This is a genomic window from Sinomonas soli, from assembly GCF_054782415.1.
This window is the reverse complement of the sequence record NZ_BAAGSN010000013.1, coordinates 169,433-182,685: the sequence shown is the minus strand read 5'-3', so window position 1 is coordinate 182,685 and position 13,253 is coordinate 169,433. Positions and strand designations below refer to the sequence as shown.

At 71.5% G+C, this 13,253-nt stretch carries 12 protein-coding genes; 7 read left to right on the top strand and 5 right to left on the bottom strand.

The window, feature by feature from the left end; genetic code table 11:
- Positions 1-10: 10 nt before the first annotated feature.
- From ACYVKZ_RS12900 to ACYVKZ_RS12885, 4 genes are read right to left on the bottom strand one after another with little or no spacing between them, the layout of a single operon-like run.
- Positions 11-1,513, bottom strand: a complete 1,503-nt coding sequence (locus tag ACYVKZ_RS12900; protein ID WP_460992651.1) for an aldehyde dehydrogenase family protein — start codon at positions 1,511-1,513, stop codon at positions 11-13.
- Between the two features lie 49 nt (positions 1,514-1,562).
- Positions 1,563-2,516: a VOC family protein gene (locus ACYVKZ_RS12895; protein WP_307005683.1), complete on the bottom strand. Its 954-nt coding sequence runs from the start codon at positions 2,514-2,516 to the stop codon at positions 1,563-1,565.
- A gap of 36 nt (positions 2,517-2,552) precedes the next feature.
- Complete coding sequence (locus ACYVKZ_RS12890) at positions 2,553-3,710, bottom strand: 4-oxalomesaconate tautomerase (RefSeq protein WP_460992650.1); 1,158 nt, start codon at positions 3,708-3,710, stop codon at positions 2,553-2,555.
- Positions 3,703-5,109, bottom strand: a complete 1,407-nt coding sequence (locus ACYVKZ_RS12885; RefSeq protein ID WP_460992649.1) for an aminomethyl transferase family protein — start codon at positions 5,107-5,109, stop codon at positions 3,703-3,705. The genes ACYVKZ_RS12890 and ACYVKZ_RS12885 overlap by 8 nt, the downstream gene beginning before the upstream one ends.
- Positions 5,110-5,295: 186 nt before the next feature.
- Between ACYVKZ_RS12885 and ligM the strand changes: the two genes are divergently transcribed.
- Entirely contained in the window at positions 5,296-6,711 is a 1,416-nt protein-coding gene (ligM, locus tag ACYVKZ_RS12880; RefSeq protein WP_460992648.1) for a vanillate/3-O-methylgallate O-demethylase, read from the top strand.
- Between the two features lie 48 nt (positions 6,712-6,759).
- Here ligM and ACYVKZ_RS12875 read toward each other — a convergent pair whose 3' ends face one another.
- Positions 6,760-7,467: a GntR family transcriptional regulator gene (locus tag ACYVKZ_RS12875; protein ID WP_460992647.1), complete on the bottom strand. Its 708-nt coding sequence runs from the start codon at positions 7,465-7,467 to the stop codon at positions 6,760-6,762.
- Positions 7,468-7,554: 87 nt separating this feature from the next.
- Between ACYVKZ_RS12875 and ACYVKZ_RS12870 the strand changes: the two genes are divergently transcribed.
- The 6 genes from ACYVKZ_RS12870 (at position 7,555) to ACYVKZ_RS12845 (ending at position 13,213) form a co-directional block, all read left to right on the top strand.
- Positions 7,555-8,346, top strand: a complete 792-nt coding sequence (locus ACYVKZ_RS12870) for an NAD(P)-dependent oxidoreductase (RefSeq protein WP_460992646.1) — start codon at positions 7,555-7,557, stop codon at positions 8,344-8,346.
- A gap of 90 nt (positions 8,347-8,436) precedes the next feature.
- Positions 8,437-9,219 carry an ABC transporter ATP-binding protein gene (locus ACYVKZ_RS12865; RefSeq protein ID WP_460992645.1) on the top strand — a complete coding sequence of 261 codons (783 nt, stop codon included), beginning with the start codon at positions 8,437-8,439 and terminating at the stop codon, positions 9,217-9,219.
- A complete protein-coding gene (locus ACYVKZ_RS12860; RefSeq protein WP_460992644.1) occupies positions 9,206-9,916 on the top strand; it encodes an ABC transporter ATP-binding protein in 711 nt (236 codons plus the stop codon). The genes ACYVKZ_RS12865 and ACYVKZ_RS12860 overlap by 14 nt, the downstream gene beginning before the upstream one ends.
- 5 nt (positions 9,917-9,921) lie before the next feature.
- A complete protein-coding gene (locus tag ACYVKZ_RS12855) occupies positions 9,922-10,803 on the top strand; it encodes a branched-chain amino acid ABC transporter permease (RefSeq protein ID WP_460992643.1) in 882 nt (293 codons plus the stop codon).
- Positions 10,803-11,960 carry a branched-chain amino acid ABC transporter permease gene (locus tag ACYVKZ_RS12850; RefSeq protein ID WP_460992642.1) on the top strand — a complete coding sequence of 386 codons (1,158 nt, stop codon included), beginning with the start codon at positions 10,803-10,805 and terminating at the stop codon, positions 11,958-11,960. The genes ACYVKZ_RS12855 and ACYVKZ_RS12850 overlap by 1 nt, the downstream gene beginning before the upstream one ends.
- Positions 11,957-13,213, top strand: coding sequence for an ABC transporter substrate-binding protein (locus ACYVKZ_RS12845; protein ID WP_460992641.1), 1,257 nt, complete (start codon positions 11,957-11,959; stop codon positions 13,211-13,213). Before ACYVKZ_RS12850 ends, ACYVKZ_RS12845 begins: the two co-directional genes overlap by 4 nt.
- Positions 13,214-13,253 lie beyond the last annotated feature (40 nt).

Here is a 13,253-nt window from a genome sequence, read left to right as displayed (position 1 = left end):
GCGGTGCCCGCTAGCCGGCCGCGAGGGCGTCCGGGTCGAGGTGGGCCACCGAGCGGGTGTCCTGGAAGGCGCGCACGCCCTCGATCCCCTGCTCGCGGCCCAGCCCGGACTGCTTCATGCCGCCGAACGGCGCGCGCAGGTCGAGCCGGGTGGCGCCGTGGTCGTTGACCCACACGTACCCGCACACGAGCTGGCGCGCCATCCGGTCCGCGTGCCCGGGGTCCGCGGACCAGACGGAGCCGCACAGCCCGGCCCACGTGTCGTTCGCGGCCCGGACGGCCTCCTCCTCGGTGTCGAACGGGAGGATCGGGATGACCGGCCCGAACTGCTCGAGCGTGACCACGCGCAGCGCCGGGTCGGGATCGACCACGAGCGCCGGGCGCAGGAAGTTGCCGCCGGCCAGCTCGGGATCGTCGGGCAGCGTGCCGAACTCCCGCACATCGGCGCCGGAGGCCTTGGCCTCCTCGATGAGCTCGGCCACGAACGCCATCTGCACGGGCGAGTGCAGCGGGCCCATGGTGGTGCGCTCGTCGAGGCCGTAGCCGATCACGGCCTTCTCGAGGCGCGCGGCCAGGCCGGCGACCACGTCGTCGAGCCGGGAGCGGTGCACGTAGACGCGCTTGGCGTTCATGCAGATCTGCCCGGTGGTGTCGAAGATGGCCGCATAGAGGCGGTCCAGCTCGGCGTCGTCCAGGGTTGCGTCCTCGAGGATCACGGCGGGGTCGTTGCCGCCGAGCTCGAGCGTGACCCGGGTGAGGGATCCCGAGGCCATCTCCATGATCTTCTTGCCGCCCGCGACGGATCCGGTGAAGCAGACCTTGGCGATGTCCGGGCTCGTGATGAGCGCGGACATCTCCGCGTCCTTGCCGGTGACCACGTTGAGCACGCCGGGCGGGAGCTTCTCGGCGATGCGCTGGACCACGCGGGTGGTGGCGAGCGGGGTGGTGGGCGGCGGCTTGACGATCGCGGTGTTGCCGGCCAGGAGCGCGTGCGGCAGCGAGGCGCCCAAGATCGCGATGGGCCAGTTGAACGGCACGATCACGGTGACCACTCCGAGCGGCTGGTACCCCACCGTCGTCGTCACTGGGATGCCCGGCGCGGGCGCCAGGACGGTCGCGGCGTCGACCTGGTCGGCGAGCGCGAGGGCGAGGTTCCAGCGGATCTCGAAGACGAGGGAGTCCACCCACGCCTCGAGGCGGATCTTGCCGTTCTCCCGGGACAGGATCGCGGCGTCCTCGTCCCGGGCCTCGGCGATGCCCTCGATCGCGGCCCTCATGCGCTCGGCCCGCTCGGCCGCACCGAGCGCGCTCCAGGCCGGGTAGGCGGCCTTGGCGGCGGCGATCGCGTCGTCGACGTCGGCCGCGCTCGCCGCGGCGGCGTGGCCGACGACGGTCCCGGGCTTGCCGGGGTCAGCCACCTCGAGCGTTGCGGCGGCCTGGCGTTCGGCGCCGCCGATGTACAGGCCCGTGGTGACGGGCGCTGCGGGGGCCGCCGGGTCCAGTGTCTCGGTCATGGTCTCCACACTCCTTCGTGCGGTGTTGTGGGTGGGTACCTCTAGGGTGTCACTGCCGCACGGCTGGCGTGCCGTGCGTGTGGAAGGTCTCGATGGTCTTCATGCCCCAGGCCTGGCCCTTCTTCCGCTCCTCCTGGCTCCACTCGACCACGGGCGAGTCGGGGTCGAGCAGGAGGCGGGCGCCGGCGTTGGCGAACTCGATGCGGTTCCCGCCCGGCTCCCAGACGTAGAGGAAGAAGGTCTGGTTGATGGCGTGCTTGTGCGGGCCGGACTCGATGTGGATGCCGTTCTCGAGGAAGATGTCCGCGGCCTTGAGGATGTCCTCGCGGGTGTCCGGGGCGAAGGCGACGTGGTGGAGGCGGTTGCCGTGCTTGAGCCAGTCGTCGGAGTAGACGATGTCGTAGGACTTGTTGTTGAAGTGGAACCACCAGGCCGCATAGCCGCCGTCGTCGAGCTTGATGCGCTCGGACTCGCGCCCGCGCAGGGCCCTGGCGACGAACTCGCCGTTGGCCACGACGTCCTTGGCGAGGTAGTTGATGTGGTCGAGCCGGCGGGCGTTGACGCCGCGGCCGGGGAAGCGGGAGGCCTGGTTCTTCAGCGCCGGCCTGTCGTCCGTGGCCTCGTACCGCTCGGTGTCGTAGTAGATCCCCATCTCGTGCCCGTCGGGGTCGCGGAAGGTGAACGTCCGGCCCGTGCCGACCTCGCCGTCCTCCCACCCGATGCCCAGGCCCATCTCCTCGATGGCCCGCACGCGCCGGTCGAGGGCCTCAGCGCTCGTGGTGCGGAAGGTGGTGCGGCCCACGCCGGCGTCGTCCGAGGCGGTGAGCTTGATCGTGTAGAGCTGGTACTCGTCCCACGTGCGCAGGTACACGGAGTCCCCGGCCTCGGCGACGACCCGCATGGCGAGCAGGTCCTGGAAGAACCACAGGCTCTTCTCGAACGTCGGGGTGAGCAGCTCGACGTTGCCCAGGTGGGCCACATCGAACGAGGTGTAGTCGGTCATTGCTGTCCTCTTTCGTGCTGCGGGCGCGTGGGGCTGCTACAGGCGGGGTCGCGGGAAGACGCGCCCGTCGAAGATCTTCCGGGCGGTGCGCAGGGCTGCGGAGCGGACGACGGCGAGCCCTCCGGCGGCGCCCCCCTCGCCGGCGGCGCCGCTCCCCGCGGTCCCGGCCGGTGCGAGGGCCACGTCGACGTCGAAGTGCCCGGTGGGGTGCTCGATCCGGAACGGCGTGCCCTCCTCGGGCAGGGCCGCGAGGGCGTGGCCCACGGAGCCGGGCGCGAGCACGCCGGCGGCGGCGGTGAGGGCGCCGAGCACGCCGATCGAGGTATGGACGCGCACGGGCAGGAAGCTGCGGGTGGCGACCGCTCCCCCGGCGCGCGGGGGGGAGAGCAGGACGAGCTTGGGGACGGTCGTGCCGCTCACGTCCCCCATGCCCATGAGCTCGGCCGCGGCGGCCCTGATCTTCGCGAGCCTGGCGGCGAGGTCGGCGTCGGCCTCGAGGTCGGCCGGCGCCTCGTCCCCGCGGACGCCCAGGTCGGCGGCGCGCATCAGGACGCTGGGCATGCCGTTGTCCACGCACGTCACCTCGACCCCCTCGACCGTGTCGAGGACGCTGCCGGTCGGGAACAGGGCCCCGGTCGAGGAGCCGGCAGTGTCCTCGAAGTCGAGCGAGATCGCGCCCGCGGTGCCGGGCACGCCGTCGATCGCGAGGTCGCCGTCGTAGTCCACCGCGCCGCCGGGGGTGGCGAAGCGGGCGGTGGCGACGCTGTCGCTGTTGACCATGCGGATCCGCACCTCGGTGCGCTCGGGCCCGGCGGGGACGAGGCCGCGCTCGACGGCGAAGGGTCCGATCCCGGCCAGGAGGTTGCCGCAGTTCTGCCGGTCCGTCACGAAGGCCTCGTCGACGCCGAGCTGGAGGAAGAGGTAGTCGACGTCCGGGGAGTCCCCGCGGCTCCCGCGATCGGGCAAGGCGGAGACGACGGCGACCTTGCTCGTGAGCGGGTGGGCGCCGCCGAGGCCGTCGATCTGCCGCGGGTCGGGCGTGCCCATGATGCGCAGGAGGAGCTCGTCGCGGGCGGCGGGGTCCGCAGGCAGGTCTGAGGCGAGGAAGTACGCGCCCTTGGAGGTGCCCCCGCGCATCAGGAGGCAGGGGATCCCGTCAGGCCTCACCGCGTCAGGCCTCACCGCGTCAGGCATTGGCACGGTACACGGTCCTGGCGAACTCGTGGTACGGGGCCGGGGCCACCGTGGCGCGGATGCGGACCTGGCGGTGGTCGGCGTCGACCGAGGCCTTGCGGGAGATCGGGTCCTCGCCCCAGACGACCTCGACCTCCGCGCCGTCGGGGACATCGGCGTCCAGCGTGGCCAGGGACATGTAGAGCTGGTCGTACGCGACGTAGCCTGCGTCGGTGGAGATGCCCGCACGGCGGCCGGCGTGGATGACCTCGTCCATCTGGAACAGCCCGTAGCGCGCCTTGGGGAAGTCGAGGTACTTGGCCGGGGTGCCGGGCTCCAGCTGGGAGCGCACCACGGCGGCGACGTCCTCGGCGTCCCAGATGAGCGTCACCTTGCGGCGGCGCTGGTTCTCGGCGTGCCGTTCGAGGGCCTCGCGGCCGTGGAAGTCGTGGTCGAACCGCACGGACCGGCCGAGGCCGATGTCGTAGGGGGTCATGTAGTAGTCGTGCACGTCCTCGGAGTAGAGGGAGCCGCCGATCGACCCGGCGCGGGCGGCGGGGAGCCAGGCGCGGTACTCGGCGAGGTCGTCGTCGAAGATGGCCGGGAAGGGGGTGGGCACCCAGCCGGACTCCAGAGGGGAGGCCGAGTAGGCCTTGGCGCCGACGCGGCGGATGCCGAACTCCTCCCCCGCCTCCATCAGGGCGGCGAGCACCGTCTCGTGGTGCTCCCAGGGGCCGTAGAACTCGAAGCCGGGCTGGCCGGCCATCCCGTGGCGGAGGGCCTTGACCGGGCGGCCGGCGATCTGGACGTCGCCGATGTGGAAGAACTTGATCTCCGGGATGGGTCCAGCGAAGACCTTCTCCATGACCTCGTTGGCGCGCGGGCCCTGCAGCTCGTACCGGTAGAACGTGGGCGGCCCCTGGCGCATGTGGGAGTTGGCCTCGAGGCGGTGGTGCACGTCCTGGCCGGCGGCCGCGGCCTTCTCGACGTTGAAGCGGACCCAGTCGATGAGCAGGTGGTGGCCGATCAGCACGAGTCCCTCGGGGGCGTCCTCGTTGTAGAAGAGGATGCCGTCGCCGATGAGGTACCCGTCCTGGTTGACCGCGATGAGCTGCTTGGCCACGCCGGGGCGGAAGGTGCCGAAGGTGTTGGGGGAGATCGAGGACAGCAGCGGGATGAGGTCCGCGCCCCCGAGGAAGAGCTGGGTCATGTGGTGCGACTGGTCCATGAGGGCCACGGTCGTGTTCCACGCCCGCTGCTCGTCGCGCCAGTTCGTGAACTCGGGCGCCACGGGGAACGTGAATGCGGGCCAGTCCTGGTTGCGCAGCAGCTCGACGGGGCCGCCCGCTCGGGCGATCGCCTCCGCCAGGGACTCGGTGGCGGCCCGTTGCCCGGTGCCTGCCAGTGATTCTGCGGTCATCGTCGACCCTTCCCTTCGCGCGTGTCGGCCGGGCCCCGACGAGGGCCCCGGAGGGGGTGTCCTGCCAGACAACCACGGGCCTAGCCTCCGGTCAAGGTATCGAATACATTATTGTCACCAATCGCGTCGTCAGTGCTGCGGCTCCTTCCTGTCGGAAGCACTCGTCGAGACCGAAGGAGAGAACCCATGGCTGAGAAGAACCTCCAAGAAGTGCTCGATGCGGCCGGAGGCACGCCGCAGAGCACGGTCGAGCACCTGCGCGACTCCCAGCTCGGCACGTACATCTACCCGGTGGTGCCGGCGGAGTTCACCAACTGGCGCCGCGAGCAGAAGGCCTGGCGCGAGGCCGCGGTCCTCTACGACCAGTCGCACCACATGGTGAACTTCTTCCTCAAGGGGCCCGACGCCCTGCGGCTCCTGTCCGCCACGGGCATCAACAGCTTCGCCAACTTCCCCGTGGACACGGCCAAGCAGTTCGTCCCGGTCGCCTCGAATGGGGGCGTGATCGGGGACGGCATCCTCTTCCATGAGGCCGAGGACGAGTACGTGTTCGTGGGCCGCGCCCCGGTGGCCAACTGGCTGCAGTTCCATGCCGAGACCGGCGGCTACGACGTCGAGTACACCTACGACGACCGCTCCCCCTCGCGCCCCTACGGGCAGGCCGTCTCCCGGGAGTACTACCGGTTCCAGATCCAGGGCCCGAACGCGTGGCAGATCATCGAGAAGCTCGCCGGCGGCCCGGTCGAGAAGGTCAAGTTCTTCCACATGGGCCACATGGAGATCGCCGGCGGCCGGGTCCGGACGCTCCGCCACGGCATGGCCGGCGCGCCGGGCCTGGAGATCTGGGGCCCCTACGAGCAGCACGGGCGCGTCCGCGACGCCGTCCTGTCCGCCGGCGCCGAGTTCGGGATCGAGCCCTGCGGCTCCCGGGCGTACTCCTCCAACACCCTCGAGTCAGGCTGGATCCCCTCGCCGCTCCCGGCCATCTACACGGGCGAGGGCGAGCGCGCCTACCGCGAGTGGCTCCCCGCGGACGGCTACGAGGCGATCAACGCCCTCGCCGGCTCGTTCGTCTCGGCGGACATCGAGGACTACTACCTCAACCCGTGGGAGCTCGGCTACGGCTCGTTCGTGAAGTTCGACCACGACTTCATCGGCCGCGACGCCCTCGAGAAGCTCGATCCCTCCGCCCAGCGCAAGAAGGTCACCCTGGCCTGGAACGACGAGGACCTCGCCGCGATCTGGGCGTCCTTCCTCGACCGGGACCGGCCCGGATACCAGTTCTTCGACCTGCCGAACGCGAACTACGGCTCGTCCAACTACGACTCGGTCGTGGACGCGGACGGAACCATCGTGGGGCTCTCGCTCTTCACCGGCGTCACCGCGAATGAGCGGCGCGGGCTCTCGCTCGCGACGGTGGACCCGAACGTCGAGCTCGGCACGGAGCTGCGCGTGGTGTGGGGCGAGCCCGACGGCGGCTCGCGCAAGACCACGGTGGAGCCGCACGAGCAGTTCGCGGTGCGCGCCGTGGTGAGCCCGGCCCCGTACTCCGTCACCGCGCGCACCGAGTACCACGGCGGCTGGCGCACCGCGCGCTCCTGAGCCGTACGCCGGCAGGGCCGTTCCGGGCCCTGCCGGCGCTCCGCGCCGCTAGACGGCCTCGCGGGCCGTGACCTCCCGGAGGGCCTCGATGACGCTGAGCAGGTGGGCCCGGACGGCCCGCTCGGCGGCCTCCGGGTCGCGGGCGAGGATCGCGTCGATGATGGCGGTGTGCTCGAGCACGGAGACCTTGGCGCGGGCGGGACGGGACGAGAGCCTGAACTGGTGCCGCACGCTCTGGGCGTGCAGCCGGGCGAGCACGTCCGAGGCCGTGGCGTGGTGGCTGAGCTCGCGCACGCGCACATCGAGCGCCCTATTCAGGCGGGAGTACTCGACGAGGTCGCCCTCCTCCACGGAGGCCGCCATGTCGTCCCGCAGCCGGGCGAACTCGGCCGCCTCATCGTCGGTGAGGTGCTCGGCGACCTTCGCGGCGCACAGGCCCTCGACGCCGATGCGCACCTCGAGGATCTCGATCGCCTCGTCCACCGAGATGGCCCGCACGCGCGAGCCCTTGTTGGGCAGGCGCTCCACGAGGCCCTCGCCCGCGAGCTCCAGCAGGGCGGTGCGCACGGTGGCGCGGCTGGCGGAGAAGGCGGCGCTCAGGTCCGCCTCGATGAGCCGCTGGTTGGGCGCGTACTCGCCGCGGACGATCGCGTCGCGGATCTGGTCGGTCACCGGTGCGTGGGCCCCACCCTCGGAGGGCGCGCCGTCCGCAGGCGACACGGCCGCCGTCGCCTCGTTCACCGCTGCTGCCGCCATGGTCCGCTCGCTTCCTGGAGAGCCCTCGCGGCCCGGACGGAGCCGCGATATTGTCTACAATCTTAGAACCAATCGCGGGAGGACCGCATGCGCATCGCCGTCCTGGGCCTCGGTGAGGCCGGAACCATCTATGCGACGGACCTGGCCGCGCACGGGGCACACGTCGCCGCCGCGGACCCCCGCGCCGCCGCCGCCCCGCCCGGCGTAGTGCTGGCGCCCGGCACGGCCGAGGCCGTCCGCGGCGCCGCCCTCGTGCTCAGCCTCGTCGGCGCCCGCGCGGCCTCCGCCGCCCTCGCCGAGGCGCTGCCCGCGATGGCGCGCGACGCGGTCTTCGCCGACCTCAACACGGCGGGACCCGAGGAGAAGCGCCGCCTCGCGCAGCAGGCGGCCCGGGCCGGGGTGCGCTTCGCCGACGTCGCCGTCCTCGCCCCGGTCCCCCGGGCCCGGATCGCCACGCCGCTGCTCGTCAGCGGCCCCGACGAGGCCGCGCTCACCGCCCAGCTGGCCGCACTGGGCATCCCGGCCACGTCGGCCGGCCCGGAGCCGGGCGCCGCCGCCGGCCTCAAGCTCCTGCGCAGCGTGTTCATGAAGGGGCTCGCCGCCACCATCCTCGAGGCGGTGACGGCGGCGAGCGCGGTCGGGGCCGCCGGCTGGGTCACGGACCAGATCGCCGCCGAGCTGGGCCCGGACGGGCCGGCCCTGGTCCAGCGGCTGCTCGAGGGCACGCGCCGGCACGCCGTGCGGCGCGAGGAGGAGATGCTCGAGGTGCGCTCGTACCTCGACGCCCTGGGCTCCGCGCACCCCATGACGGACGCCACCATCGAGTGGCTCCGCACGGTGGCCGCGGCGGCGCCTCCGTCCGGCATCCAAAATCGTTGACAATCTCGTCTCCGATCCGTAGCTTCGATCCCAAGCGGCTGTGATCCGTTCCACAGGCCGCGGGCAAAGACGCACAACGGAGGTACGCCGATGGCAGCACGCCTGAGCCTGAGCGACGTGAACCTGCACTTCGGCGGCGTCAAGGTGCTCCAGGACGTGAGCTTCGAGGTCGAGCCCGGCACCATCTTCGGGCTCGTCGGCCCCAACGGGGCGGGGAAGACCTCGCTCTTCAACTGCATCAGCGGCCACTACCGGCCGAGCTCGGGCTCGATCACGATCGACGGCACCGAGGCCGTGGGGCGCGCGCCCTCGCACCTGGCCCGGATCGGCCTCTCCCGCACATTCCAGCACCCCGCACTCCAGCTGCGGGCCACCGTCCTGGAGAACGTGGTCCTCGGCGGCCACACCCGCCTGCCGGGCGGCCCGCTCTCCTGGGCCCTCGGACTGCCGTTCACCGGCAGGGCCGAGCGGGCCATGCGCGCCGAGGCGCTCGAGCTCCTCGACCGCGCGGGCCTCGCGTGGGCGGCGGACCGGCCCGCGGACGAGCTCTCGCACGGGCTGCACAAGGGCATTGAGCTGTGGCGGGCCCTGCTGGCCCGGCCGTCGCTGCTCCTGCTCGACGAGCCGGCGGCCGGCCTCTCGCACGGCGAGGTCGAGCAGCTCATCGCCACCGTGAAGCAGGTGCGCGACCAGCAGGACATCACGATCGTGATCGTCGAGCACCACATGGGCCTCATCTCCGCGCTCACGGACCGCGTGGTGGTGCTGGACCACGGCCGCAAGCTCATGGAGGGCACCGCAGCCGAGGCCCAGGCGGATCCGCGGGTCATCGAGGCCTACATCGGGAAGGACGCGGCCGATGACGCTGCTTGAACTCGACGGCGTCACCGCCTCCTACGGGCCCGTCCAGGTGCTCGAGGGCGTCTCGCTCGCCGTGCCGGAGGGCGGCGCCGTCGGCGTCCTCGGGGCGAACGGTGCGGGCAAGACCACCACCCTGCGCGCCATCAGCGGCACCGTCCGCACCGGCGGGACCATCCGGTTCGCGGGCCGGGACATCCGCGGGCTGCGTCCCGACCAGGTCGCCGGGCTCGGGATCGCCCACGTGCCCGAGGGCCGCGGCACGCTCGCCCAGCTCAGCGTGCGCGAGAACCTCGCCGTCGGCGCCTACCTGCGCAAGGACCGCAGGCAGATCGAGAAGGACATCGACTACTGCCTCGAGCTGTTCCCGAACCTCCGGAACAGGATCGGCTCGCGGGCCGCGGCGCTCTCCGGCGGCGAGCAGCAGATGCTTGCCGTGGGCCGGGCGTTCATGGCCAAGCCCAGGCTCCTCCTGCTCGACGAGGCCTCTCTGGGCCTCGCGCCCAGCACGGCGAAGACGGTCTACGAGGCCATCCGCCGGCTCCGCGTCGAATCGGGCATCGCGATGCTCGTGGTCGAGCAGAACGCCAACCTCGCGTTCTCCCTGGTCGACACCGCCACGGTGCTCGAGACGGGGCGGACCGTGCTGACCGGGACCTCCTCCGAGCTCAAGGGCATGGACGAGATCCGCCGCGCCTACCTGGGGGGCTGAACCCGATGGAGACCTTCATCCAGCTCGTGGTCGACGGCCTCTCGACCGGCTCGATCTACGCGGCCCTCGCCCTCGCGATCGTGCTCGTGAACCAGGCGACGGGCCTGATCAACTTCGCCCAGGGCGGCCTCGCCGTCCTCTCCGCCTATTTCGCGTACGCGTTCGTGCAGGCGGGGCTGCCGCTCCTGGCCGCGGTGCTCCTGGCGATCATCCTCTCGTTCTGCCTCGGCGCCCTCGTCGAGCGGTTCCTCATGCGCCGGTTCGAGCGCGGCGACCCGGACACGGCGGTCGTGGTGACCATCGGCCTGCTCACCCTCGTCACGGGCATCGTCGCGGTCCTGTGGGGCTACAACAACCTGCAGTTCCCCTCCCTGTTCCCGCTCACGAGCGTCAACGTCCTCGGCGCGGTGGTCAGCGTCCGCTCCCTCGCCACCACGGTGACGATCGTGGCGATCATGGTCCTGCTGCAGGTGCTGTTCATGCGCACCAAGCTCGGGCTCGCGCTGCGGGCCGTGGCGGACAACCCCGCCTCCTCGGCGCTCTCCGGCCTCCCGGTGGGGCGGCTGCTCATGGTCGGCTGGGGACTCGCGGCCGCGCTCGGCGCCGTCGCCGGCGCCCTCGTCGGCCCGCAGCTGACGCTCACCCCCGGGATGCTCGACGGCGCCCTCGTCTACGCGCTCGCCGCCGTGATCCTGGGCGGCCTGGACAGCCCGATCGGGGCCGTGGCCGCCGCCTGGGGCATCGGCGTGCTCGAGAACCTCGTCGCCGTCTACGTCCCCCTGATCGGGCACGACCTGAAGATCGCCGTGCCGTTCGCGCTGATCTTCGTGATCCTGGTCATCCGTCCCCAAGGCCTGTTCGGCAGGAAGGTCGTGGTGCGGGTCTGATGGGCGCAGCACTGAAGTCCCGGGGGGCCCGGATCGGCATGGCCGTCCTGGTCGCCATCCTCCTCCTCGCGGCCCCGCTCTTCCTGCCCGCGATCGCCAACCAGAGCCTTGTGCGCATCGGGGTGTACGCCGTGGCCGTGCTCGGGCTGAACATCGTCATGGGCTACACCGGCCAGGTCAACCTCGGGCAGATCTTCTTCCTGGGGCTGGGGGCCTACGTCACCGCCTACGGCGTCACCCATGGCTGGAACATCGTCCTCGTGTTCGTCGCGGCCGCCGTCATCACCGGGATCGTGGGGCTGCTCGTGGCCCTCGCCGCCGCGCGCCTCGGCGGCCTCGCGATCGCGATGGTCACGATCGCCCTGCCGATCGTGGGCGTCCCGCTGGCCAAGCGGCTCGACACGTTCACCGGCGGATCCCAGGGCACCTCGGCGATCTTCTCGAACGCCCCCGACTGGTCCGGCCTGTTCAACGACCAGTGGCAGTACTACATCGTCCTGGTCGTGGCCGGCGTCGGATTCCTCCTGGCCCGGCGGCTCGTGCGCGGGAAGTACGGGCGCGCGTTCGCCGTGGTGAAGGGCAACGAGTCGGTGGCGGCCTCGATGGGCGTCTCGCCGTACTGGACCAAGGTCCTCGCCTTCACCATCGCCTCAGTGTTCGGCGGCGCGAGCGGCTTCCTCTACATGGCGGCCGTCCAGTACACCTCCCCCGAGACGCTCAGCTTCGGCCACTCCATCAGCCTGCTCGCGGCCATGGTGATCGGCGGGGCCGGCAGCATCGTCGGCTCCCTGATCGGCGGGGCGTACTACATCCTCGTGCCGCAGCTGACCAACGCCGTCGACCCCAACCTGACCACCATCAGCCAGGGCGTGATCCTCCTCGCGGTGCTGTTCCTCCTGCCCGACGGGCTCGTGAGCCTGCCCCGCGTCCTCAGGCGGCTCGGCCGCCGCGGCACCACATCGCGCGCGGGCGGCGCCGCCCCGCACGGAAGCGCCCCGCCGGAGGGCACGGTCACGCCCGACGGCGCCCCCTCCGCCACCGACAAGCACCACTCCAGCACTGCGGGGACTCCCCCGCAGAACACTCCCGCGCAGGTTCCGACCCCGGACGCGGCGCCGGAGGCACCCGAGAAAACAGAGAGGCACGGTCGATCATGAACGTTCGGAAAGGGACACGGGGGCTCCTCGGCGCCGTCGCGATGGCGTCGGTCCTTGCGCTCTCGCTGACAGGATGCCGCGGCAGCGCGCAGAGCGGCAGCGGCGGCACAGCGGCATCGCCCGGCATCACCGACACGAGCATCACCCTCGGCATCACCACCCCCCTCAGCGGCGCGACCGCCGGCCCGGGCACCTGCACCGTCGCAGGCGTCAAGGCCTACTTCGGCGCCAAGAACGCCGACGGCGGGGTGAAGTTCGGCGACGGCAAGACCCGCAAGGTGGACATCAAGACCTACGACGACGCCTACGACCCGCAGAAGTCGCTCTCCAACTTCCAGCAGATGGTCTCGGACAACGTCTTCGCCGAGGGCATCGGCCTGGGGACGCCGACCAACCGCGCCTTCCGCGAGGCCGCCATCAGCCAGAAGGTGCCCCAGGTGCTCGTCATGACGGGCGATCCGACCTTCAGCGACCAGAAGCAGAGCCCGTGGCAGCTCGGCCTCGTGCCGGCCTACCAGAACGAGGGTGGGGCCTTCGGCAAGCTGCTGGCCTCCTCCGGGGGCACGCACAAGGTCGCGATCCTGTCCCAGAACGACGACTACGGCAAGGGCTACGTCTCCGGCTTCAAGGACGCGATCAAGGGCGCCTCGAACATCAGCGTGGTCGGCGAGCAGACCTACGAGGCCACCGACACGTCGGTGGACGCACAGATCACCCAGCTGGCCGCGACCGGCGCGGACGTGTTCTTCAACGCCATGTCCATCACCCCGCTGACCATCGCGACCCTGCAGAAGGCCCAGCAGATCGGCTGGAAGCCCAGCTGGTTCCTGCCCTCGAACACCTCGAGCCCCACGGCCATCCTGCAGCCGGGCGGGGCCTCGGCCTACCCTGGCATCTACTCGGTGGCCTTCTCCAAGGCCCCGCAGAGCCCGGAGTTCGCCAAGGACCAGGACGTGGTCAAGTTCCTCTCCGACCTCAAGCAGTACGCGAACTACCAGGGCATGCCGGCGTTCCCGCACTGCATGTGGAGCTACATCGCCGGAGCCACGCTCGACCAGGCGTTCCAGAAGATGACCGATCCCACGCGCGACTCCTTCATGAAGGCCCTGCGCAGCATCAAGAGCTTCAACGCCCCGCTCATGCTCCAGGGCACGAGCGTGGACACCACCATGGACGGCCAGCCGGCCATCTCCTCCGTGCTCGTCCAGAAGTACAACGGCAAGGGCTACGCCACGGCCCAGAAGTTCGGCTGACCCGAACCCACCGCCGCTCCTGCGGTGACCGACGACCGGC